Annotated in this window: 21 protein-coding genes and 1 other RNA gene; 15 read left to right on the top strand and 7 right to left on the bottom strand. The window is 45.8% G+C overall.

The window, feature by feature from the left end; translation table 11 throughout:
• Window positions 1–227: 227 nt before the first annotated feature.
• From mads1 to PGW97_RS03120, 8 genes are all read left to right on the top strand, one after another.
• Complete coding sequence (mads1, locus tag PGW97_RS03085) at window positions 228–404, top strand: methylation-associated defense system helix-turn-helix domain-containing protein MAD1 (protein ID WP_009842282.1); 177 nt, start codon at window positions 228–230, stop codon at window positions 402–404.
• The gene (locus PGW97_RS03090; RefSeq protein WP_273858643.1) at window positions 401–1,900 is read left to right on the top strand and encodes a type I restriction-modification system subunit M; all 1,500 of its coding nucleotides are present in this window, start codon (window positions 401–403) and stop codon (window positions 1,898–1,900) included. The genes mads1 and PGW97_RS03090 overlap by 4 nt, the downstream gene beginning before the upstream one ends.
• A complete protein-coding gene (locus PGW97_RS03095; protein WP_273858646.1) occupies window positions 1,897–3,381 on the top strand; it encodes a type I restriction-modification system subunit M in 1,485 nt (494 codons plus the stop codon). Before PGW97_RS03090 ends, PGW97_RS03095 begins: the two co-directional genes overlap by 4 nt.
• Window positions 3,374–4,531, top strand: a complete 1,158-nt coding sequence (locus tag PGW97_RS03100) for a restriction endonuclease subunit S (RefSeq protein WP_273858648.1) — start codon at window positions 3,374–3,376, stop codon at window positions 4,529–4,531. The genes PGW97_RS03095 and PGW97_RS03100 overlap by 8 nt, the downstream gene beginning before the upstream one ends.
• 1 nt (window position 4,532) lies before the next feature.
• Window positions 4,533–7,601 (top strand): type I restriction endonuclease subunit R, encoded by a 3,069-nt coding sequence (locus PGW97_RS03105; protein WP_273858650.1) that lies wholly within the window; start codon window positions 4,533–4,535, stop codon window positions 7,599–7,601.
• Window positions 7,601–8,101, top strand: a complete 501-nt coding sequence (locus PGW97_RS03110) for a hypothetical protein (protein ID WP_089183707.1) — start codon at window positions 7,601–7,603, stop codon at window positions 8,099–8,101. The genes PGW97_RS03105 and PGW97_RS03110 overlap by 1 nt, the downstream gene beginning before the upstream one ends.
• Entirely contained in the window at window positions 8,094–8,840 is a 747-nt protein-coding gene (locus PGW97_RS03115; RefSeq protein ID WP_213903832.1) for a hypothetical protein, read from the top strand. The genes PGW97_RS03110 and PGW97_RS03115 overlap by 8 nt, the downstream gene beginning before the upstream one ends.
• Before the next feature lie 151 nt (window positions 8,841–8,991).
• Entirely contained in the window at window positions 8,992–9,960 is a 969-nt protein-coding gene (locus PGW97_RS03120) for a reverse transcriptase family protein (protein WP_273858655.1), read from the top strand.
• 16 nt (window positions 9,961–9,976) lie between these two features.
• Here PGW97_RS03120 and PGW97_RS03125 read toward each other — a convergent pair whose 3' ends face one another.
• The 3 genes from PGW97_RS03125 to smpB form a co-directional block, all read right to left on the bottom strand.
• On the bottom strand, window positions 9,977–11,215 hold the full coding sequence (locus tag PGW97_RS03125; protein WP_213903834.1) for an integrase domain-containing protein: 1,239 nt from the start codon (window positions 11,213–11,215) through the stop codon (window positions 9,977–9,979).
• A gap of 166 nt (window positions 11,216–11,381) precedes the next feature.
• Window positions 11,382–11,749, bottom strand: a transfer-messenger RNA (tmRNA) gene (gene ssrA / locus PGW97_RS03130).
• Window positions 11,750–11,868: 119 nt separating this feature from the next.
• The gene (gene smpB, locus PGW97_RS03135) at window positions 11,869–12,351 is read right to left on the bottom strand and encodes an SsrA-binding protein SmpB (RefSeq protein WP_273858657.1); all 483 of its coding nucleotides are present in this window, start codon (window positions 12,349–12,351) and stop codon (window positions 11,869–11,871) included.
• A gap of 213 nt (window positions 12,352–12,564) precedes the next feature.
• On the opposite strand from smpB, the gene PGW97_RS03140 reads away from it, so the two are divergent.
• Together PGW97_RS03140 and PGW97_RS03145 are read left to right on the top strand one after the other, a co-directional pair.
• Window positions 12,565–12,999: an SRPBCC family protein gene (locus PGW97_RS03140; protein ID WP_047886538.1), complete on the top strand. Its 435-nt coding sequence runs from the start codon at window positions 12,565–12,567 to the stop codon at window positions 12,997–12,999.
• Window positions 12,989–13,336, top strand: a complete 348-nt coding sequence (locus PGW97_RS03145) for an RnfH family protein (RefSeq protein ID WP_273858659.1) — start codon at window positions 12,989–12,991, stop codon at window positions 13,334–13,336. Before PGW97_RS03140 ends, PGW97_RS03145 begins: the two co-directional genes overlap by 11 nt.
• An 86-nt stretch (window positions 13,337–13,422) precedes the next feature.
• On the opposite strand, the gene bamE is transcribed toward PGW97_RS03145, so the two are convergent.
• From bamE to nadK, 3 genes are all read right to left on the bottom strand, one after another.
• Complete coding sequence (gene bamE, locus PGW97_RS03150) at window positions 13,423–13,779, bottom strand: outer membrane protein assembly factor BamE (protein WP_047886540.1); 357 nt, start codon at window positions 13,777–13,779, stop codon at window positions 13,423–13,425.
• A gap of 139 nt (window positions 13,780–13,918) precedes the next feature.
• Entirely contained in the window at window positions 13,919–15,586 is a 1,668-nt protein-coding gene (gene recN, locus PGW97_RS03155; protein WP_273858661.1) for a DNA repair protein RecN, read from the bottom strand.
• A gap of 173 nt (window positions 15,587–15,759) precedes the next feature.
• On the bottom strand, window positions 15,760–16,650 hold the full coding sequence (nadK, locus tag PGW97_RS03160) for an NAD(+) kinase (RefSeq protein WP_242551893.1): 891 nt from the start codon (window positions 16,648–16,650) through the stop codon (window positions 15,760–15,762).
• Between the two features lie 181 nt (window positions 16,651–16,831).
• On the opposite strand from nadK, the gene grpE reads away from it, so the two are divergent.
• The 3 genes from grpE (at window position 16,832) to dnaJ (ending at window position 20,823) form a co-directional block, all read left to right on the top strand.
• Window positions 16,832–17,464: a nucleotide exchange factor GrpE gene (gene grpE / locus PGW97_RS03165; RefSeq protein ID WP_273858663.1), complete on the top strand. Its 633-nt coding sequence runs from the start codon at window positions 16,832–16,834 to the stop codon at window positions 17,462–17,464.
• A gap of 208 nt (window positions 17,465–17,672) precedes the next feature.
• The gene (gene dnaK, locus PGW97_RS03170) at window positions 17,673–19,592 is read left to right on the top strand and encodes a molecular chaperone DnaK (protein WP_047886626.1); all 1,920 of its coding nucleotides are present in this window, start codon (window positions 17,673–17,675) and stop codon (window positions 19,590–19,592) included.
• A gap of 88 nt (window positions 19,593–19,680) precedes the next feature.
• Complete coding sequence (gene dnaJ / locus PGW97_RS03175) at window positions 19,681–20,823, top strand: molecular chaperone DnaJ (RefSeq protein ID WP_273858666.1); 1,143 nt, start codon at window positions 19,681–19,683, stop codon at window positions 20,821–20,823.
• Between the two features lie 162 nt (window positions 20,824–20,985).
• On the opposite strand, the gene PGW97_RS03180 is transcribed toward dnaJ, so the two are convergent.
• A complete protein-coding gene (locus tag PGW97_RS03180) occupies window positions 20,986–21,432 on the bottom strand; it encodes a type IV pilin protein (RefSeq protein WP_273858668.1) in 447 nt (148 codons plus the stop codon).
• Between the two features lie 99 nt (window positions 21,433–21,531).
• Here PGW97_RS03180 and PGW97_RS03185 point away from each other — a divergent pair, with 99 nt between their 5' ends.
• The gene (locus PGW97_RS03185; protein WP_107193813.1) at window positions 21,532–22,080 is read left to right on the top strand and encodes a pilus assembly FimT family protein; all 549 of its coding nucleotides are present in this window, start codon (window positions 21,532–21,534) and stop codon (window positions 22,078–22,080) included.
• Window positions 22,071–22,724, top strand: a complete 654-nt coding sequence (locus PGW97_RS03190; RefSeq protein ID WP_217392167.1) for a PilW family protein — start codon at window positions 22,071–22,073, stop codon at window positions 22,722–22,724. The genes PGW97_RS03185 and PGW97_RS03190 overlap by 10 nt, the downstream gene beginning before the upstream one ends.
• Window positions 22,725–22,735 lie beyond the last annotated feature (11 nt).

Consider the following 22,735-nt stretch of genomic DNA (forward strand, 5'->3'; position numbering starts at 1 on the left):
AATAGTTCTATACTTACGAGTTGCTGAATTATCAATATAGTGTGGAAGCTATCACTGCATTGATAACTATGAAACAAATCCCCACCAGCTTTCACTGGTGGGGATTCGTATTTTTTCTATGCACTCAGTCTTGTATTGAGTCATCCCACGTTGCCGATTCCCCAATTTTCCCATATTCTCTCACCATTAATTCTGATGAATAAAACCAACATGAGATAACACTCTGAATGGTAGACCAAATTTTAACCTTGAAAGAGGTGGCTGCTTACTTAAAGTTGGCCGAAAAAACAGCATATAGATTAGCAAGCGAAGGAAAGCTTCCTGGTTTCAAAGTCGGCGGTTCTTGGCGCTTCAAACGTGAAGACCTTGAAGCGTGGATAGAAGAGAATAAGAGCAAGCAATGACATTAATAAATCTCAAAGACTTAGAAGCGCACCTTTGGCATGCAGCCCACATCATTACGGGCCCAATCGACGCTTCAGACTACAAAACCTACATCTTCCCAATCCTATTCTTTAAGCGTATCTGTGATGTTTACGATGAAGAATTCGAAGAAGCGTTGGAGCAAGTGGGTGATGAAGAGCTTGCGAAAGGCGACATGTTTCACCGCATCCAAATTCCAGCTAACTGTCATTGGAAAGATGTGTTTGCAGAAACCAAAGACATCGGCCAAGCCCTAAAAGATTCATTCCGTGGTATTGAGCTAGAAAACCCACAGCTACATGGCATTTTTGGTGACGCAAGTTGGACCAACAAAGAGCGTCTATCAGACGAACTGCTATCGACATTACTCAATCACTTCAACAAGGTTAACCTTGGAGTATCGAGTGTGCGTAATGATGATATGGGTCGTGCTTACGAATACCTCATCAAGCGCTTTGCTGATAAAGCAAACAAGAAAGCAGGTGAGTTCTATACGCCACGTACCATTGTTCGTCTTATGGTCAATATTCTAGACCCACAAGCTAACGAAAGCGTTTATGACCCGGCCTGTGGTACAGGCGGTATGCTGCTTGAAACCATTCACCATGTTAAAGAGAACGGTGGTGACCCACGTCTTCTAAAAATCAAAGGTCAAGAGAAGAACCTGACTACCGAAGCCATTGCTCGAATGAACTTGTTCCTACACGGACAAGAAGACTTTGAAATCGTTCGTGGTGATACACTTCGTGATCCTAAGTTCCTGAAAAATGACCAACTAGAAAGCTTTGACTGCGTAATCGCAAACCCACCATTCAGCTTAAAAGAGTGGGGGCATGATTATTGGACAAGTGATCCTTATGGCCGTGCAAGTTTTGGTCTGGCTCCTAAAACAAATGGTGATTTCGCCTGGGTGCAGCACATGTTTGCTTCATTGAACGATAAAGGGCGCATGGCGGTAGTGCTGCCACATGGTGTACTTTTCCGTGGTGGAGCAGAAGGCAAAATTAGGACCAAGCTATTAAAAGAGAATCGTATCGTGGCGGTAATAGGTGTGGCATCAAACCTGTTCTACGGCACGGGCATTCCTGCTTGTATTCTCGTGTTGCGTAAAGCAAGACCAGAAGAGCATAAAGACCATGTGCTGATTGTGAATGCGGAAGAGCTCTTTACTAAAGGTCGCGCGCAAAACACTTTGTCAGAGCCTCAAGCTGATGAGATTTACGACATCTATCAGAACATGCGTACCAAAGGTCCTAATGCAGACGACATAGAAGGTGTCGCACGTTGGGTGCCACATAGCGAGATTGAAGAAAACGATTTCAACTTGAACATCGCTCGTTATGTACAAAAGCCGCTAGAAGAAGAAACCATTACCGTAGAAGAAGCGTTGAAAGATTTCCAACAAAAATTAGCAGCCTTAGAAGCTGCTGAGCAAGAGTTAGAAGCCTTGTTAATCAAAGAGGGCTTCGAGCTATGAACAAAAACAAATTAGAAGACCTACTGTGGGGCGCTGCGGAGTTCCTACGTGGCCAAATTGATGCGTCTGATTACAAGCAGTACGTATTCCCACTGCTGTTCTTTAAGCGTCTATCGGATGTATATCTAGAAGAGTATAACGAAGCGCTAGAGCTGCACGAAGGTGATGCGGAATACGCCGCGATGTCGATGTACCACCGTTTCGATATTCCAGAAGAAGCTAGCTGGGAGAGAGTTCGCAACACGAGCAAAGACATTGGTGAAGCGATTCAAAATGCACTGCGTTTGATTGAAGCAAAGAACGAACGATTACATGGTGTATTTGGTGATGCGCAGTGGACTAACAAAGAGCGTTTGCCAGATCACTTGCTATCAGACCTTATTCAGCATTTCAGTAAAATTCCACTAGGTATTAAGTCTGTTGCTCAAGATGACTTGGGTGAAGCTTATGAGTACTTGATCAAAAAGTTTGCGGATGATTCAGGGCACACTGCTGCCGAGTTCTATACCAATCGTACCGTTGTGCATTTGATGACCCGTATTATGAAGCTTAAGCCGGGTGAGAGTGCGTACGACCCAACCTGTGGCACGGGTGGTATGCTGCTGAATGCTGTGATGGATTTACGCTCGCAAGGCGAAGAGTGGCGTGGTGTTCACTTGTATGGTCAAGAAGTAAACCTGTTAACTTCTGCTATTGCGCGTATGAACATGTTCTTGCATGACATTGAAGAGTTCGATGTTATGCGTGGCGATACCTTAGGTGACCCTAAGTTTATTGAGAATGATCAGCTTAAACAGTTTGATGTAATTTTCGCTAACCCACCGTACTCGATCAAAAAGTGGAACCGTGAAAAGTTCGCCGCTGACCCTTATGGCCGCAATATGTACGGCGTGCCACCACAAGGTTGTGCGGATTACGGCTTCTATACCCATATCATCAAAAGCTTAAAACCTGATACTGGCCGTGCCGCCATGCTTTGGCCACATGGGGTGCTGTTTCGTGATTCTGAGCAAGCGATCCGTAAACAGGTGATTGAATCTGACATCATTGAAGCGGTGATAGGTCTAGGACCAAACCTGTTTTATAACTCTTCGATGGAATCCTGCATCGTTGTTCTTAACAAGAATAAGCCATTGACTAGAAAGAATAAGGTACTTTTTATTGATGCTAAAAATGAAATAACTAGCATAAAATCAAATTATTTCTTGTCAGAGAAAAACATCAAAAACATATGCAATTACTTTAACTATACTTCGGGCGAATCAAGAGAGTGCGCTTTGGTTAGTATCGATGAAATAGAAAGGTACAACTTTAATCTGTCATTACCATTGTACCTTTACCAAGATTCTGGAGTGTCGAATCAAAACATAGGAACCTCAATAGAGGACTGGAAGGCCGATCAAGCGAAGTCTAATAGCCATGTAAAAGAAATTAAGAGTTTGTTAGGGGATTTAGGTATCAATTGGGGCCGCGATGAATAAGCAAGTTATTAAACTAAAGGACATATGTCGAGAGCCAAAACTTACTAGCTCGGAGCCTTTAAAAGATGGTTATGACAAGTATATAGGTTTAGAACACATAGATTCGAATTCTCTAACGCTTTCTCGTTGGGGTAGTGTAGCTCAAGATAAACCTAGCTTTACTCGAGTGTTTAAAAAGGGCCACATTCTGCTTGGCAAGAGGCGCCCTTATCTAAGAAAAGCGGCAATAGCGAGTTTTGATGGAATATGTTCTGGAGACATTATTGTCTTGGAGGCCAATGAGTCAGTGGTTGACCCAGAACTTTTTCCATTTTTGATCCATTCTAATACAGTCTGGTCTCATGCGATAAAAACTTCATCAGGTTCTTTATCTCCTAGAACGAAATTCAAAGATTTAGGGCAGGTTGAGTTTTCGCTACCAGACCTTGTAGGACAAAAAATGCTTGCTAATGACTTGCTGAATATTCAGAGGAATAGAATCTCTGTGGAGCAGCAAATTGAAGCGACTTCTCAACTGATATCATCACTGCTTCAGAAAACATGTGGCTCTCTTGGGAAGTACAGTCCTACGGATAACCTTGATGAACGTTGTTCGAAAGGCTCTGTGGTTGTGAGACTAAAGGACATCCTTGTCAAGGTTAGCAGGCCTGTAAAGCTATCGGATGATACAGAATATGGAACTGTAGTCGCGAGGAGAGCTTTTGGTGGTGTGGAAGCGCGGGAAGTTATTCTTGGCAAAAATATTAAAGTAAAAAGTCAGTTTGAGATAAGAGAAGGTGACTTTCTCATATCCAAACGACAAATCGTTCATGGTGGTTGTGGTGTAGTACCAAAGTCCCTCACAGGCAGCGTTGTATCGAATGAATATGATGTGTTCAATGCGAAAGATGGTTTAGATATGAGTTTCTTTGCTTGGTTAGTTAAAACCCCAAGGTTAAGGAACTACTTTTTTATTAATAGTGTTGGGATACATATTGAGAAAATGTTATTTAAAACAGAGCATTGGCTCAATATGCCTATTATCTTGCCACCTATTGCCATGCAAAGGACAATTGCAAAGTCACTAAATGAACTCGATTCATTTAGACGATTGCAATTCGGAAAAATAGATCATCTCGAAGAGATAAAAACGCACTTATTGAGCGAGTAATATGTCAAATTTTAACGAACAAACCGTCACAGAAAATGGAATCATTGACCGTTTAAAAGGCTTAAACGGATTAAAGTGGAATTACTGCCATGGTGAGAGCTTACCCAAGCAAACACACGATATCTTCGTCGATACTTGGCTTAAAGACGCGCTTTGTTCGTTAAACCCTGATATCACTAAAAACCCCGATTATGCCGATGAAGTGATATACAAACTTCGTGGCTTGATGTTGGAAGCCAAGCACACGGGCTTGGTGAAAGCGAACGAGAATTTTCATGAATGGTTGATGGCAGAGAAAAGCCTACCGTTTGGTGAGAACGGCGACCATATTACTATCAAGCTAATTGACTTTGATACTCCTGAAAACAACCACTTTGTTGTATCTCAACAGGTTCACTTCATTGCCGCGACAGAGGTGTTTTTCGATATCGTTCTTTACGTGAACGGTATCCCATTGGTGGTGGGGGAAGTGAAATCTGCCACTCGTCCTAGTGTGACTTGGCAAGATGGCGCTGCTGATTTTATAGGCGGCCAAAAGAACTACTGGAAAAATGTTGAGCCTTTCTTTGTACCTAACCTTCTATGTTTTGCTTCTGAAGGCCGCACCTTTGCTTATGGCGCAATTAATGCGCGAGTGAAAGACTGGGGGCCATGGCATAAAACCGATCAGCGAGATGAGATTCCAGCTAGCTTAGCTACCTTACTTGATAGCTGTGAAGGATTGCTGAATCCAGAAACCTTGCTACAAATGCTGGAGTCTTTCGCGCTGTTCTCTACTGTGAAAACAGGCAAAGACACGCCGCCTAAACATATTAAAATTTTACCGCGTTATCCGCAATTCGAAGCTGCAAAACAAATTGTAGAGCGTGTAAAAAAAGGCTACCCGAAAAAAGGACTTATCTGGCACTTCCAAGGCTCAGGCAAGTCCTTGCTTATGCTCTATGCCGCTCGTATGCTTCGTGCTGATAACAAATTGAAAAATCCAACCGTGTTGATTGTGGTAGACCGTCGAGACCTGGATAGCCAAATCAATGAAACCTTTGGTGGAGCGGATGTTAAAAACCTCATCAAAGTACAAAGCTGTAAAAAGCTCGGCGAGCATATAGAGCAAGATAGTCGTGGCATTTTGATCACCACAGTTTTCAAGTTCAAAGATGTCGAAATCGATGAGAGCAATGAAAACGGCTTAAACAGTCGAGACAACATTATCGTGCTGGTGGATGAAGCGCACCGCACTCAAGAAGGTTCGCTCGGCGACAAAATGCGCTGGGCGCTGCCTCACGCTCACTTCTATGGTTTAACAGGTACGCCTATTTCTGGTATCGACCGTAATACCTTCAAACTCTTTGGTGCCGAAGAGGATGAGGGGCGCTATATGAACCGTTACAGCTATAAGCAGTCCATTCGTGATAAAGCGACCAATGCGGTGAAGTTCGAGCCTCGTTTGGCAGAGCTTCGAGTGGATCGTGCCGCTATTGATGAAGCCTTTGAACAAATGGTCAAAGACAACGATCTGGATGATGATGAGAAAATGGCATTGTCTAAACGCGCTGGCCGCTTAGCGATTATGTTGAAGGCGCCTAAACGCATGGCGGCGGTAAGTGAAGATATTGCCAATCACTTTGTAAGCCATGTAAAGCCAAAGCAGATGAAAGGCATGGTTGTGGTCTATGACCGAGATGCCTGCGTTCAGATGTATTACTTACTCGGTAAGAAGCTTGGCTTTGATGCGGTTGAAGTGGTCATGAACGTCGACCAAGCACCAATCAAAGATGAAGATGAGAGTAAGAAAGGTAAGGTCAATAAAGACTGGCGTAAATGGAAGCAAGAGCTTGAGCTTCCTGTTAAAGAAGAAGACTTTGAACGCTGGCAAGAGATTGATGGGAATGACCAAAAGCAGAAGAGTTTGATTGAGGATTACAAAGATCCAAAACAACCTCTTCAATTGCTGATTGTTACCGCTAAGCTGCTTACAGGTTTTGATGCGCCTATCTGTTACTGCATGTATCTCGATAAGCCATTGCGTGACCATACCTTGTTGCAGGCTATGTGTCGTACTAACCGTTTGTACGAAACTGATAGTGTTAGTAAGCAAATGGGCCTTATCATTGATTATCTTGGAGTGTTTGAAAATCTACGTACCGCACTCGCATACGATCCTGAAGAAATCGACGGCGTGGTAGAAGGCATCGAGGCTTTTAAAGAGCTACTGCCAGCCCAACTAGATAAGTGTTTAAGCTTCTTCCCTAACGTTGACAGAACTGTTGACGGCTTTGAAGGTATTATGGCAGCGCAAGCTTGCTTACCGACTAACGAAAAGCGTGATGAATTTGCAGCCTCTTTCGGTGTACTAGCTAAGTTATGGTCTGCGATTAACCCAGACGCTTTCCTTACGCCTTACAGAGCTGATTATAAGTGGTTGGTTCAAATCTATGAATCAGTTCGCCCTGTAGGTCAGACAGGCTCTCTCGTGTGGGCTGCGCTAGGCCCAGAAACTATTAAGATGATTCACGAACATACTGATATTAATCGCATTCGTGATGATATTGATGAGTTGGTTATGGATGAGCACGCTATCTTCACGTTGACTGAGAAAGAACAAGAGAAGCGCGCAAGCCAGTTAGAAATCGATCTAATGGGCCGCCTACGTGGTAGCGGAAATCCTAAGTTTATCGCTCTTGGTGAGCGCTTAGAGAAATTACGCCAAGATTATGAAGCTGGTGTAATCAAAGCTATCGACTGGCTGAAAGGGTTACTTGATACGGCCAAAGATACAGTGCAAGCCGAGCGTGAAACGGGTGACTCACCAGTAACCCAAGAAGATAACAAACAAGCACTAACAAAACTGTTCTTAGAAACTCGTCCAGAAAGCACTCCAAAGCTTATTGGTGATGTTGTCGAGCAGATAGATAAGATTGTAAAAGCCAAACGCTTTAAAGGCTGGCAGAGCTCAAACAGTGGACCAAGAGAGATTCAAAAGGCACTGCTACTGACACTTGCTCAGTTTGGTTTAGGAAAAGACAAAGAGCTGTTCGCTAAGGCGTATGGTTACATTGAAGAGCATTATTGATGAAGTATGTTGGTAATGAATTGCAGCGATTAGCATTAAATGAACCTGAAACAACGAATGCGGATTTGTTAGGTAGGAGTGCATTTAACCGTTACTATTACGCAGCTTTTTTGGTTACTCGAGAGACCTTAGGCTTTTTAAACAGCGGATGGAAGGGTACACCTCATGGCAATATTCCAGCACTGCTCGAAACGAACTTAAAGAAAAAGGCTAAACCTGTAGCTGAAGGTTTCAAGAGAAAAGGGTTAATGACTCAAGGGGATTGTAGTCGTATCCTTACTGAAATTGATACCGTTGCTAAAGAGTTGGCGGAATTATTAAGGCATGCTTATGCGGCTAGAATATTGGCTGATTACGAGCCTGAAATTAAAACTGCTATAAAAGATAAGGTGATCTATTTGGAGATTCACAAGCTCACATCTGCTGAGATGTGGCCGAATAGAGCAGAAGCTCTTTGTAAAAGATTAAGAAAAGTATGGAAGGAGTTAGGTCTTGCTTGATAAGTTAGATTCCCCTGAATTGGAGGTTTTACTCAAGAGTTACTTTGTTTCTGATGTCACTATTCGTTCATCTGACGGTTGTTATGTACTGTATGTACCAAAAGACCGTGTTAGTGAGGTTAAAAGCAAGGGGTTCATTTCCAAGAAGCAATTACATAACCTGCAAGATAAGCTAAATGAGCAGTATAAAATCAGGAGTGAAGTCTTGCTTATCGATTCTGAGAAGCTAGATAGATTAAAGGTGAGTTTTATTACTCTATTGCAGGTAACTTTTCCTGATGATATTGCTGATTGTAGCTTTGAATTTTTAACCGCCCAAAGCGTGAGCGTTGAGATCAACCTCCATAGTATCGAAAGAGCTGATAAAAAAGTCATTCAAGATTATCTAGAGTCAATATTATCCCCCGCAGGTATAGACCATGTTGTTTTGCGCTGGATTGATAACCAAGCTGAGTTGCCGTCTATTATCGAGGTTCTATCTGCGACTAAGCGAACACAGCCTGCAACCATAGAAGAAATAGTCAACTTCCTATCTCGTGATTATGAACACGTTGGAGGTGGTTGGTTGAATAGACAGCTAGACAAATTAATCAAAAAAAAGTTAGTCGTTCGAGAGAAAGAAACAGCGACATACTGTCTTACTTTTAAGGGACTGAATGTGTTGCCTAGTATCTCAAGTAGAAATAATTCAGATATAGTAAGAGCACTTGATTTAGGTAGAAGAAAATGGTCCAATTAAAAAACGGAGCGGCGATAAATTGTCGCGAGGGTGTGTATCATGCCCGTTTGCGAAGGCTTGACACAGAAACACCGATGGACGAACGTCCATCCGTGCTTCGCCCGGCTGGACGTTCGTCCATCGTTGTAAACATCTTGAAAAGTACAGTGTCATGAATGCCGCGCCGCTCCTAGTTTCTTTCAGCTCGATGGATAAGTTCATTGAGTCATTTCCGCATTCTCAGGTTGAAAAATACCAGCAGAATATTCAACTCTTGTATGAGAACTCTCTTCCCCCAGCGGTATCTGCCCCTTGTCTAGCTGTATTATTTGGCTATTCGACTGATTTCGTATATGCCTTATCTAAGAATCAGTATAAGTTCTATCGAACCTTTCAGATTAAGCATGGAAAGAAGTTAAGAACTATTCATTCCCCTCGAGTTGCGCTGAAAGTGGTGCAGAAGTGGCTAGGTTATCACCTGAGTAGTGCAATCTCGTTTGACTCTCATGTTTGTGGTTTTATCAAAGGACGGTCTTTTGTCGATGCCGCCAAGATGCACGAAGGTGCTAAGTGGGTGTATTCTGTGGACATTGCAGACTTCTTCCCTTCAGTATCATCAGAGCAAGTCACAGAAGCTTTGGTAAGCATTGGTTATTTACCTGAGTCAGCAGAACTCATTGCGAACTTGTGCTCACTAGATGAAGTTTTACCACAAGGTTCTCCGGCAAGCCCTGTATTATCAAACCTAGTGATGAGAGATATTGATAGAGAACTCCTACACTTGGCAGGTAAACATGGTTTGAAAGTTACTCGCTACGCTGATGACATTGTGTTTTCTGGTAGAGATAATTTTATTGAAGAGCTTCCGGAAGCCCTTGATAGAATATTTGAGCAAAGCTCTTTTTCGTTAAACCGCGATAAAACATTCTTTGCCGATGCTGAGAAGGGGCAAAGGCTCAAAGTCCATGGATTGTTAGTCAAGGAAGATAGAGTTGTTCTAACCAAAGGCTATCGTAATAAAATTAGGGCCTTTAGACATATGCTCGCGCAAGGAAAAGTCTGTAAAGACGATATGCCCCGTTTGCAAGGGCATATGAAATTTTCCGAATTTATCGAGAGCAAAAATACAAATAAGAAATAAGATAGTTGTTTTAGGGCTATATTACTTTCAGTTGTTTAGTACCAGTAACAGAGAGGCTGCCTTTGGCGGCCTCCTCTATATGCTCACTCCACCAACTCATCATTGGGCGGCGGCGTTCAAGGTAGTCAGTACGGTTATAGGCGCTACGCACTTGGTTATCATCAACGTGTGCCAGTGACGCTTCGATCAAGTCACGGTCAAAGCCTTGTTCATTGAGAGTGGTACTTGCTAGCGATCGCAAGCCGTGGCTAACAAGTCGACCTGCAAACCCCATACGTTTCAGTGCCATATTTGCCGTTTGGCTGTTACATGGTTTCTTCGGATCGCGATCTGAAGGAAAGATAAATTCACGATGGCCGCTTATCGGCTTGATTACTTCTAGTAGCGCCAGCATCTGCTCTGTGAGCGGGATGCGGTGCTCTCTTCTTTTTTTCATCCGCTCAGCGGGAATCGTCCAAACTTTCTCTTCCCAGTCAATTTCGTCCCAACGCGCGCCTGAAGCTTCAGAAGGACGTGTCATGGTGTGAAGCTGCCACTCAATTAAACAACGAGTAGTGCGCTTTATATTGGCATTGGCAATCGCCCCCATAAGCTCTGGTAGTTCTGCGGGTGTCAGTGCTGCCATATGTTCTTTTTTTGGTTTTTTGAATACTTTATGAATATCTTTAAGTGGGCTGGCTGGAATAAAGCCACAGTTAGCAGCATACCCCATGACCTCATTAAGGCGCTGAATTAGTCGCTTAACGGTCTCAAGGCTGCCTTTGGCCTCTATGGGTCTGAGGAGATCTACAACTTGTGGAGCTGTAATTTGTTTAACTGGTGTATCGGATAGATAAGGAAAAATATGTAGTTCAAGAGAGCGCCAGATATCAACAGCATAGTCAGAAGTAACATTGTGTTTCTTGATTTCAAACCACTCTTTAGACACATTCAAAAATGTATGCTCATGAACTTCTATGTGTTCCTGTAGTTTTTTCTTTTTGTGTTCTTGAGGATCTATGTCTTGTGCGATCAGCTCTCTTGCTTCTTGAGCACTTTTTCGCGCTTGTACAAGAGAAACATCAGGGTAGCGTCCTAAGTTGAGATTGGCGCGCTTTCTGTTTGTTGGGCGGTAGTAATTGAGTTGCCATTGTTTAGAGCCACTTGGTAGAACTCTTAATTTCAGGCCTTGTCCGTCAACGAGACTGTATTCTTTCTCTTTAGGCTTGGCGTTTTTTACTTCTGTCGCACTGAGCGGTTTGGTTTGTCTAGGCATGTTTAGGAACCAAAAGTTAGGAACACAATACTAAGGTTCCTACAATGGTTACTAAAAGTCAAAGATGTAGTGAAACACCTTGAGATACTATGGGATGCTAAGTTATTGATTTTACATTGCCGTAGATACAAAAAAAGACGTCCTGAGACGTCTTTAGATGTTGAATTGGTGGAGCTGGCGGGAGTTGAACCCGCGTCCAAAACCAGTCTAACTAATGGCGCTACATGCTTAGTCTGTCTTTAATCTCGTCAGTGTGCTGCGGAAAGACACGCCACACAAAGACACACCTGAATCAGGTTTAACGCTTCAGATCCCAGGTCAAATCATCCACGCGATCTCGTTTGGGTTTGACTACCCTTGATCCCCGTCCTACGAGCTAAGGCTAGGGAGGGTAGGCTCTAAGCAGGGTATTAAGCTGCTAGTGCGTAGTTTTCGTCGTTTGCGACTATTTTTTTGCGGCTTTTTAACGAGGCAAACCGCACCTCGGCATGCTCCACAAGCCGTCGTGATCCTGTCGAATCCTAAATCAGCCCCAGAGTTATGATTGATGGTAACAGATTTACTATCACCGTCAACACAATTCACTGCCAGCTCTGTGTTTGTGGAGAAAAATCCATCACTTAGCTGGCAGGTGTCAGTAAAGTCCTGAAAGTTTAACGGTTACTGTGCTTCATAATGCGCGCTTTGTCGCGCTGCCAGTCACGATTTTTCTTATCCGCACGCTTATCGTGCAGTTTCTTACCTTTCGCGGTACCTATCTTTAGTTTAACCCAGGAACCTTTCCAGTACATGCTCAGGGCTACGATGGTTTCACCGTCACGGTTCACAGCACCAGCCAGTTTATCAAGCTCGCGGCGGCTTAGCAGCAGTTTACGGGTACGGTTCGGGTCAGCAACCACGTGAGTAGATGCAGCATTCAGCGGTGTGATTTGAGTGCCTGAAATAAAGGCTTCGCCATTACGCAGGAATACGTAACTTTCTGAAATGTTGACTTTACCGGAGCGAATAGCTTTCACTTCCCAGCCCTGAAGCTCGACACCGGCTTCGTATTCATCCTGAATCGCAAATTCAAAGCGGGCGGTTTTGTTTTTCGCAATGGTATTGCTGCCCGGCTTGCTTGGTTTTTTCTTTGCCATAGTTTCTCTTAAATCTCTGTAGTCCCAGCGTGATTTTGCCCGCTGGTCGAAAGTGTAATGTCACAAAATCAAAAGCTTGAAGAGTGAGCATTACGCTGATTTTGGCTGTTAGCCCAGTGATGGTATCATTGTGCCAGCCCTTCTCATAGGTTTGGCGAGTGTGCCTGATAACTGAAATGTGAAGCGGCGCGTTCGTTGGGTAAAGGAGAAGCTATGCCTCAGATTAGCCGCTCTGCACTGGTGCCATTCAGTGCGAAGCAGATGTTTGAACTTGTGAATGATGTTGAATCGTATCCGGCGTTTCTTCCGGGGTGTTCCGGCACGAAGATCATTGAAAGCTCTGAGCTGCATATGATGGCAGCCGTCGATGTGTCGAAAGCCGGGATTAAGAAGACGTTTGTTACCCGAAATGCGCTGACAGCAGGTAGCAAGATTGACATGCAGCTGGTGGATGGCCCGTTCCGGCGCTTAGTGGGCGGCTGGCATTTTATTGAACTGGATGCCGATGCCTGTAAGGTAGAGCTGAAGCTCGACTTTGAATTTACCAATGCGCTGGTTGAAGCGGCGTTTGGTAAGGTTTTTAAAGAGCTGACCGGTAACATGATAAGTGCGTTTACTCAGCGAGCGAGAGAAGTATATGGCTTCTGATGAAAAGCTGATCCATGTGGAGGTGGTCTATGCACTGCCTCATGTGCAGAAGGTGATTCGCGTAGCGGTAACACCGGATATGCAAGTGCAGCAGATTATCGAACAGTCTGGTGTCCTGGAGTTGTATCCGGAAATCGACCTGAAAAAAAATAAAGTGGGAATTTTCAGCCGCAACGTGAAGTTGGATGCAACCGTTCATGACGGTGATCGCATTGAAATATACCGCCCACTGTTAGCCGATCCGAAAGACATCCGCCGTAAGCGGGCAGAGCAAGCGAAACAGGAAGCTCTTGCGGCCAAAGAAGCGGAAAAGGAAGAAGAGAAAAAAGCGAACTAAGGCTTTGTTTTTCGACTGTCTGAACGAAACTATGGATATAAAAAAGCTCGCCAGTGGCGAGCTTTTTGCGATCGGAGGATCACTACTTAGTTAATCTGACTGGTGAAGTTAGGGCCTCGTTGGTAGTCCCCATCTAAACTCACCAGCTGATTTTGATCGTTAAACTTCAGAATCAGGTTTTTCTGCTGTACCGGATCATGACCTGGCTTGTGATAGTACACGTAATACCAGGTATTCGGGTATTCCGGTTCAACCAGCATTGGTGATCCCAGTACGTACTGTACCTGCTCTTTATTCATTCCGTACCGAAGCGTATCGATATCTTTTTGTTCCAGGTAGTTGCCCTGGTTAATATCGATGCGGTACACCAGCCGTTCGACGACGGAGCAGCCGCCCAGCAGGCTGACTGCCAGTGTCACGGCAGCAAGGTTTTTCCAACTCATAGCATCCCGGCAAATTAGCTTTATTCTGCAGCGATAATAAACAACCCGTTGGCAGAAGTAAAAAAGCGGTTAAGAAAAAAACGCTAATTGAGACCCCTGTACAACCAATTAGTTGCATCAACGGTTAAGTTTATTCTAATTACGCAGCAAACAGCAGCTCTTTTGCATTTGCCAGGGTGCGTTCGGTAATTTCACTGCCACCTAACAGGCGTGCCAGCTCGCTGACACGTTCTTCCGTCGAAAGCGGATACATGTTGGTTTCGGTCTGCCCGTTGCTTGATTTTTTGGCAACGAACATTTGCTGGTGTCCACAACCGGCGACCTGCGGTAAATGCGTGACACACATGACTTGGGTTGATTCGCCCAGAGTGCGCAGCATTTTACCGACGATGGCGGCCGTCGGGCCACTGATACCTACGTCTACCTCATCGAAGATCAGGCTCGGAGTCTCGACTTTCTGCGCGGTGATCACCTGGATAGCCAGGGAAATACGCGACAGTTCACCCCCAGAGGCTACTTTGCCCAGCGGCTGTAATGGTTGCCCCGGGTTGGTGGAAACTAAAAACGTAATGGTGTCAAATCCCAGCGGGCTGAGCAGACTGGTGGCATCGCTCTGGATGTCGATTTTAAAGATGCCGTGCTCCATGCTCAGCTGATGCATGCTGTCAGAGATCTTTTTATCGAGCTCTTTGGCGTAGCGGCGGCGGCTCTTGCTCAGTTTTTCCGCCCAGGCTAAAAACTTCTGGCGCAGTAGTTCGACTTGCTCGGCCATATCTTCCAAGCGTTCGTCACTGCAATCCAACATTTCAAGCTCTTTCAGTAGATCCTGGTGCTTGTTATACAGCTCGTTTGGTATCACATAATGTTTGCGTGACAGTGACATAATCTTTGCCAAGCGCTCTTCCAGATAAATCAGGCGCTGCGGATCCATATCCAGGTTATCCAGATAACCGCGTAGCTCTTGGCTGGCTTCCTGTACCTGAATAATGGCGTCTTCCAGCATTTGCGGAATGGTACTCAGGCTGCTGTCGATATCCCCCAGATTAATCACTTGTTGGCTGGCCATTTGCAGCAACTGCAATGCGTTGCCATCATCGTTGTCGTACAGCATGGAAAGAGCCATCTGACTGGACACAGCCAGCTCGCCACAGTTCGACAAACGTTTGTGCTCTTCTTCGATTTCCGCGTATTCCTCTTCACCCAGTGCCAGCTCATCCAGTTCTTTTACCTGGTACTGAATCAGTTGTTTCTGAGCTTCGTTTTCTTCGCGGCTCTGGGTCAAACGTTTTAGCTCATTACTGGCGAGGCGCCAGCGCTGGTAGCTATCGCGGGTTTTTTCCATCAACTGATGGTGGCCGGCGTACTGATCTAGCATCTGCTGCTGGTAGTCGGCCCGCATAAGCTGCTGATGAGCGTGCTGGCCATGAATATTGATCAGCAACTGTCCCAGTGCTTTTTGCTGCGAGGCTGGCACCGGGCTACCGTTAATAAAACCCCGGGAGCGACCTTCTTTGGTGATTACACGACGCAGAATGCACTCGTCGCCATCAATCAGATCATTGTCTTCCAGCCAGCGACGTGCAGCTTGGTTATTCAGCAGTGAAAAGGCAGCCGAGATTTCGGCTTTATCCTCATGGGGGCGGACCATGCTGGCTTCGGCTCGATCGCCCAGGCAAAGGCCAAGGGCATCGATAGCAATCGACTTACCGGCACCGGTTTCACCGGTAATGGTGGTCATTCCCGGTTTCAGTTCAAATTCAAGGTTTTTGACAATAGCAAAGTTTGAGATCGTCATATGAGCCAGCATGTGTTCACCTGTTTAAATCAACACCTGTTTTTTCATACAGTATATACTGTATCTACATACAGTAAAGTACTGTTGAGAAATTTTTAGCAGGTGATTTGGGAGGGAGATAACATGCTGATAACGGAGAATAAAAAAGCCAGCTTTATAGGCTGGCTTGATGGGGGGAGGTGGCGTTAAAACAGCCGGCTTGACCACCCCAGTTTGCCGCGCAGCACCTCGTAATAACTGTAATTTTTCGGGTGGATCAGCTTTAGGGTTTCCGGGCTCTGATAAATGTGGATTTCATCGCCTGGGCTGACTGGCAGGGAAACCTGACCGTCGCAGCTGACTTCCAGCGTGCTGCCGTTTTCCGGTGAGACAAGCAGTTTGATTCGGCTGTTACCGTCAACCACCAACGGGCGACACGACAGCGTGTGCGGGAACATTGGAACCAGCGAAATGGCATTCAGCTCAGAAGATAAGATTGGTCCGCCACCAGACAGTGAGTACGCGGTGGAGCCGGTTGGGGTGGAGATAATCAGCCCGTCCGAGCGCTGAGAGAAAGCGAATCGGTCATCGATATACACTTCAAACTCAATCATGTGCGCGATTTTATCCGGGTGAAGCACGGCTTCGTTGAGTGCCGCATTCCGGCTTTTTATCATGCCGTGCCGGTGGACTTCCGCTTCCAGCAGAAACCGTTTTTCGACCACGTATTCACCGTGCAATACCAGCTGTAACTCTTCCTCGAAGGCATCGGGATCCAGATCTGTCAGAAAGCCGAGGCTGCCGCGGTTTACACCAATCACCGTAATATCAAAGCGGGAAAGCACCCGTGCCGCACCCAGCATGTTACCGTCACCACCAACCACAATGGCGAGGTCAGCTTTATCGCCGATCGTCAGCAAGTCACTGAACACATTAGCGGGTAAGTCCAGATCGTTCGCAAGTCGGTGTTCAACCATGACGTCGTATCCCCGTTCGGTCAGCCAGCTATACAGGCTCATATGAGTCTGCAGGGCGTCCGGGTTGCGGGGTTTGCCAATAATCGCAATAGTGCTGAATACGCGTGTCATGTTCATGATCCAACAAATTAATAGACAGCCAGTATAGCGTTTGGATTGTCGACTTGTCGCGCTTTGTGAGCGATATCGGCTTGAATCATTGAACTTCATCCCCATAATATGCGCATACGTAGATTTTAGGATGATGTGGACGATATCATCCTCTGAATGAACACCATGATCTTGGCGGAGAAGCGAAAGCATGAGCAACGAAGAGAAAAAAGTACAGGACGAGCAGCTGAAGCAAGACGAGACAGTTGAAACGGTTGAGACTGAATCAACAGACAATGCTGAAGCCGACGTTGTGGAAATGACGCTGGAAGAACAGCAAGCAGCACGTATTGCTGAGCTGGAAGCGGCGTTGCTGACAAGCGAAGCTCGAGTGAGAGAGCAGCAGGACAGCGTTCTGCGTGCTCGCGCTGACGTAGAAAATATGCGTCGCCGTACTGAGCAGGAAATCGATAAAGCACGTAAATTTGCGCTGGAGCGTTTTGCGGGCGAACTACTGCCGGTTATCGACAATATGGAACGTGCCATTGAGATGGCCGACAAGACTGATGAAGCGATCAAGCCAATGCTGGAAGGCGTTGAGCTGACGCTGAAGACCATGACCGACACTGTCGCGAAATTTGGTCTGGTTGCTATCAACCCGGTTGGTGAAGCGTTCAACCCTGAATTCCATCAGGCGATGTCGATTCAGGAAAGCGCTGAGCACGAGCCAAACACTGTGATGCTGGTGATGCAGAAGGGCTATGAGCTGAACGGCCGCGTGGTACGTCCGGCGATGGTCATGGTATCTAAAGCGGCATCCGGTAACGTCGATACTCTGGCGTAAGCGGGCAGAGTTGCCAACCAAGCCCGCTTTTCAGGCGGGCTTTTATTTTTTTGAATTTTTTTTCGATGTCACCCTTGAAAAGCGAATGGCTGCCCTTATCTAGTAGTCATACGACATCGTAAACCAATTTCTGCGGACGCTTCCGCGTTGCCAATAACCAAGAACGGTTTATTGGCAAATAAGCTAAATGAATTTCGGAGAAAGCCTGATGGGTAAAATCATTGGTATTGACTTGGGTACAACCAACTCTTGTGTAGCAGTACTTGATGGTGACAAGCCACGTGTAATTGAAAATGCTGAGGGTGAGCGCACAACGGCATCTGTTATCGCTTACACCCAAGACGGTGAAACTCTGGTTGGTCAGCCTGCTAAACGTCAGGCGGTGACTAACCCTGAAAACACACTGTTTGCGATCAAGCGTCTGATCGGCCGTCGTTTTGAAGACGAAGAAGTTCAGCGCGACATCGAAATCATGCCTTTCAAAATTGTTAAGGCTGACAACGGCGATGCATGGGTAGAAGCGAAAGGCCAGAAAATGGCAGCGCCTCAGGTATCTGCTGAAGTTCTGAAAAAAATGAAGAAAACTGCTGAAGACTTCCTGGGTGAGGAAGTAACTGGCGCAGTAATCACCGTTCCTGCTTACTTTAACGATGCACAGCGTCAGGCAACAAAAGATGCTGGCCGTATCGCAGGTCTGGAAGTTAAACGTATCATCAACGAACCAACTGCAGCTGCTCTGGCTTACGGTCTGGACAAGAAAGGCGGCGACCGCACTATCGCGGTTTACGACCTGGGTGGTGGTACATTTGATATCTCTATCATCGAAATCGATGAAGTTGAAGGCGAGAAAACCTTCGAAGTTCTGGCAACCAACGGTGACACACACCTGGGTGGTGAAGACTTCGACAACCGCATGATCAACTATCTGGTTGACGAGTTCAACAAAGAGCAAGGTATCAACCTGAAGAACGATCCGTTGGCGATGCAGCGTCTGAAAGAAGCCGCAGAGAAAGCGAAAATCGAACTGTCATCTGCACAGCAAACTGATGTGAACCTACCTTACATCACTGCAGATGCAACAGGTCCTAAGCACATGAACATCAAAGTGACTCGTGCGAAGCTTGAGTCTCTGGTTGAAGATCTGGTACAGCGTTCTCTTGAGCCGCTGAAAGTAGCACTGGCTGATGCTGATCTGTCTGTAGGCGACATCACTGACGTTATCCTGGTGGGTGGTCAGACTCGTATGCCTATGGTTCAGGCGAAAGTGGCTGAGTTCTTCGGCAAAGAAGCACGTAAAGACGTGAACCCTGATGAAGCTGTTGCTATCGGTGCTGCGGTTCAGGGTGGCGTACTGGCGGGTGAAGTAAAAGACGTACTGCTGCTGGATGTAACTCCACTGTCTCTGGGTATCGAAACCATGGGCGGTGTGATGACTAAGCTGATTGAGAAAAACACCACAATCCCTACTAAGGCGAACCAGGTGTTCTCGACAGCAGAAGATAACCAGAACGCAGTAACTATCCACGTTCTGCAGGGTGAGCGTAAGCAAGCGCACTTCAACAAGTCGCTTGGTCAGTTCAACCTGGAAGGCATCCAGCCTGCTCCACGCGGTATGCCTCAGATCGAAGTAACATTCGACCTGGATGCGGACGGTATCCTGCACGTGTCTGCGAAAGACAAGCAAACGGGTAAAGAGCAGAAGATCACTATCCAGGCTTCAGGCGGTCTGAGCGAGGAAGAGATCGAGAAAATGGTTCAGGAAGCAGAAGCTAACAAAGAAGCGGACAAAAAGTTCGAAGAGTTAGCGGCTGCACGTAACCAAGCTGACCAGCTGGTTCACGGTACTCGTAAGCAAATCGAAGAAGCGGGTGATGCACTGCCAGCTGATGAGAAAGAGAAGATTGAAGCGGCTGTAAACGAGCTGGAAACAGCACGTAAAGGCGAAGACAAAGCGGAAATCGATGCGAAAGTACAAGCACTGATCGCAGCCTCTCAGAAGCTGATGGAAATTGCCCAGCAGCAAGCTCAAGCTCAGCAAGCCCAAGGCGGTGCTGGCGAGCAGCAAGCGAAGCAAGACGACAACGTTGTTGATGCTGAGTTTGAAGAAGTCAAAGATGACAAGAAATAAGAGAGCTAACGCTTAATCTTATTTTGAGCACGGGCGTTGGAGGCTACTCTTACGCCCGTAGCTGTATTAAGGCAGGTGACAAATCCTTATGTCAAAAAGAGATTTTTACGAGGTTCTGGGCGTTGCTCGTGATGCTTCAGAACGTGACATTAAAAAGGCGTACAAGCGTCTTGCCATGAAATTCCACCCTGACCGTAATCAGGGTGATGAGCAGGCAGCGGAAAAATTCAAAGAAGTAAAGCACGCGTATGAAATCCTGACGGATCCTCAGAAGCGCGCCGCGTACGATCAGTACGGTCACGCAGCCTTTGAACAGGGCGGTGGCTTTGGTGGTGGCGGTTTCGGCGGCGGTGCTGATTTCGGTGATATTTTCGGTGATGTGTTTGGCGATATCTTCGGTGGCGGTGGCCGTCGGGGTGGTCAGCAACGTGCGCAGCGCGGCGCCGATCTGCGCTACAACATGGAGCTGACACTCGAAGAAGCTGTTCGCGGTTGTACCAAAGAAATTCGTGTTCCGACACTGGTTCACTGTGATACCTGTGACGGTAGCGGTGCGAAAAAAGGTACCTCTGCAACCACTTGTGGTACCTGTCATGGCTCAGGCCAGGTACAGATGCGTCAGGGCTTCTTTGCTGTACAGCAAACCTGTCCGCATTGTCATGGCCGCGGTAAGATCATTAAAGAGCCGTGTGGTACTTGTCATGGTCAGGGTCGCAAAGAAGAAACCAAGACACTGTCAGTTAAAATCCCTGCCGGTGTGGATACGGGTGACCGTATTCGTCTGACCGGTGAAGGTGAGGCCGGAGAATTTGGTGCACCAGCCGGGGATCTGTACGTTCAGGTTCACGTGGCGCAGCACCACATTTTCGAGCGTGACGGCAACAACCTGTACTGCGAAGTACCAGTCAGCTTTACGATGGCGGCACTGGGCGGCGAGGTGGAAGTCCCGACGCTGGATGGCCGTGTGAAACTGAAAGTACCGGCAGAGACCCAAACCGGGCGCATGTTCCGCATGCGTGGTAAAGGTGTGAAATCGGTACGCGGTGGCGCTGTGGGTGATCTGATCTGTAAGCTGGTTGTCGAAACACCGGTGAACCTGAGTGCCCGCCAGAAAGAACTGCTGCAGGAGCTGGAAGAGACCCTGGGTGGCTCAGCCGCGAAAAAGCATAAGCCAAAATCAGAAGGTTTCTTCGACGGCGTGAAGAAGTTCTTTGATGATTTGACCGGGTAATTTATAAGCCCTGATAAAATACAAAAAGCCAGCAAATGCTGGCTTTTTTGTTGCTTGTGAACCGTATATGGTTAACGCTTATTTATGGTAGCCGCATACTGCAAGAGCTATACGCCTATTACAGTAAATAGATCTGGTTACTCACTTTTTACTTTTCACTTGTCATGACCAGCAATCCGAGTTGTTAGCCCTCCCAGAACCATAGCCTTTCTTAATACCAGCAGCATTGATGGTCAGCTTTTTACAACTGTCATTTTTTTGTGCCCCGGTTGATTTGGGTGCAGCTGTAATCACAAACCGGTCTTGCCCCGCCCCGGAATTAGTAATCGAAAATGTATAGTGCGTGGAGAGTGTACAGGCGCTGCAGGATGGCGATCCCGCACTTAAGTTACCTGAACTGGGATAGCTTCTGTTGAGAGTGAAATATTGTTCCGCCCATAAATGCAGTTCCATCAGACTTGAACGCGCTTCTACTCGTCGCGCTGACTCGACGTGGTTGTTGTAAGCTGGGACGGCAATGGCACTAATAATACTGATGATGCTGACGACGATCAGTAATTCAATCAAGGTCAAACCTTTCTGAAAAAAACACCTTTTCATTTCACTCATTTTTTTAACCGCGACGAAAACAAATTTTGTGGATATGCTCAAAATTAAACCCTGTGATAGATTGCTTTCAAGTAATCTATTTCAGTTTTAGTGGTTTTTATGAAATATTGGAAGATGAATCAAGGTATAACGCTTTTAGAACTCATACTCAGCATCAGTATAATTGGAATAATAGCTACCTTTTCGGTTCCAAATTTTAATACCATGGTTAATCACAGCAAGGTAAATAGCGAAGCCGAACAATTATTTGAATTTGTTAGATTGGCTAAAACAGAAGCAGTAAAGAGAAACGTTTCTGTTGAGTTATTTTATGAGATTGACTCGAATAATAATCACTGTATAGGCATGAGAAAGCAAGGAGACAGTGATAGCTGTGAATTAGCCTCATCGGATTATCCTCGTTTTATATTCGATAATAGTCATCATTACAATATAAAAACGGTTAATGCTGGTGGGGGCGTTGTTAATCTCTCTGAAGGAATATTAGTCGCCTTTAATCCCACAACAGGAAAATCAACAAATAGCCGAAGAGTACTGGTAAACAGTACCAGTGACCCCAATTTTGTATCAGGCGTAAGGATAACGGATGTAGGCTTTATATTTCCTTGTTCTAGCTTAACACATGGTGGTAAATCTTTATGCGTATAATGAAAGGATTTACATTAATTGAATTACTGATCTCTACCTTTCTTGGATTGATTGCGTTAAGTGTCATTACTTCATCTTATTCGTTTGGCTTATCGACCAGTAATAATCAATTAAAGCATGCATCTTTGAAATCAGAATTAGATGGGATTTTACTCATGATGGCGGATGATATCCGTCGAGCTGGATACTGCGGAGACTGTACGTCTTCGAATAACTTTATTCTGAATGATGTTTCGGGCGCAAAATCGAGCCTTCTACTTGATGGGTCTGCAACTGCTTCGAGTGGTACTTGTATTGTGTTTGCCTACAATGAGGATTCTAGCCCGGGTGTGGTCAGTGTCAGGGATAGCGATGCCCGAGGTTATCGCTGGAATGACAGTAATAAAGACGGAAAGAAAGAATTCGAAATTTATAAAAACTATAGTGGGCTAACTAATTGGTCTTGTAGTAGTTCTCATTGGCAGGATTACAACAATCCGATGGTAACGGTAACGCAATTAGACTTTTTACGAACAAAGTTACCCTCTGTAAAACCGGGTTCATCGGCAAGTATAGAAAATTTAACCATTACCATTCAGGGAACGCTTGGCGCCATGACTGAGCAGCGAAGTGTGAATGTCACTCTACCAAATATAGCGCCATAGGACATTGAGGC

Origin of the sequence: Photobacterium sp. GSS17, from assembly GCF_028621875.1 — a bacterium.
Lineage (GTDB): Bacteria > Pseudomonadota > Gammaproteobacteria > Enterobacterales > Vibrionaceae > Photobacterium > Photobacterium ganghwense.

Coding starts and splice junctions, on each gene's coding strand:
- mads1 (WP_009842282.1), top strand. CDS start 228: ATGGTAGACCAAATTTTAACCTTGAAAGAGGTGGCTGCTTACTTAAAG.
- PGW97_RS03090 (WP_273858643.1), top strand. CDS start 401: ATGACATTAATAAATCTCAAAGACTTAGAAGCGCACCTTTGGCATGCA.
- PGW97_RS03095 (WP_273858646.1), top strand. CDS start 1,897: ATGAACAAAAACAAATTAGAAGACCTACTGTGGGGCGCTGCGGAGTTC.
- PGW97_RS03100 (WP_273858648.1), top strand. CDS start 3,374: ATGAATAAGCAAGTTATTAAACTAAAGGACATATGTCGAGAGCCAAAA.
- PGW97_RS03105 (WP_273858650.1), top strand. CDS start 4,533: ATGTCAAATTTTAACGAACAAACCGTCACAGAAAATGGAATCATTGAC.
- PGW97_RS03110 (WP_089183707.1), top strand. CDS start 7,601: ATGAAGTATGTTGGTAATGAATTGCAGCGATTAGCATTAAATGAACCT.
- PGW97_RS03120 (WP_273858655.1), top strand. CDS start 8,992: ATGAATGCCGCGCCGCTCCTAGTTTCTTTCAGCTCGATGGATAAGTTC.
- PGW97_RS03125 (WP_213903834.1), bottom strand. CDS start 11,215: ATGCCTAGACAAACCAAACCGCTCAGTGCGACAGAAGTAAAAAACGCC.
- smpB (WP_273858657.1), bottom strand. CDS start 12,351: ATGGCAAAGAAAAAACCAAGCAAGCCGGGCAGCAATACCATTGCGAAA.
- PGW97_RS03140 (WP_047886538.1), top strand. CDS start 12,565: ATGCCTCAGATTAGCCGCTCTGCACTGGTGCCATTCAGTGCGAAGCAG.
- PGW97_RS03145 (WP_273858659.1), top strand. CDS start 12,989: ATGGCTTCTGATGAAAAGCTGATCCATGTGGAGGTGGTCTATGCACTG.
- bamE (WP_047886540.1), bottom strand. CDS start 13,779: ATGAGTTGGAAAAACCTTGCTGCCGTGACACTGGCAGTCAGCCTGCTG.
- recN (WP_273858661.1), bottom strand. CDS start 15,586: ATGCTGGCTCATATGACGATCTCAAACTTTGCTATTGTCAAAAACCTT.
- grpE (WP_273858663.1), top strand. CDS start 16,832: ATGAGCAACGAAGAGAAAAAAGTACAGGACGAGCAGCTGAAGCAAGAC.
- dnaK (WP_047886626.1), top strand. CDS start 17,673: ATGGGTAAAATCATTGGTATTGACTTGGGTACAACCAACTCTTGTGTA.
- dnaJ (WP_273858666.1), top strand. CDS start 19,681: ATGTCAAAAAGAGATTTTTACGAGGTTCTGGGCGTTGCTCGTGATGCT.
- PGW97_RS03180 (WP_273858668.1), bottom strand. CDS start 21,432: ATGAGTGAAATGAAAAGGTGTTTTTTTCAGAAAGGTTTGACCTTGATT.
- PGW97_RS03185 (WP_107193813.1), top strand. CDS start 21,532: ATGAAATATTGGAAGATGAATCAAGGTATAACGCTTTTAGAACTCATA.
- PGW97_RS03190 (WP_217392167.1), top strand. CDS start 22,071: ATGCGTATAATGAAAGGATTTACATTAATTGAATTACTGATCTCTACC.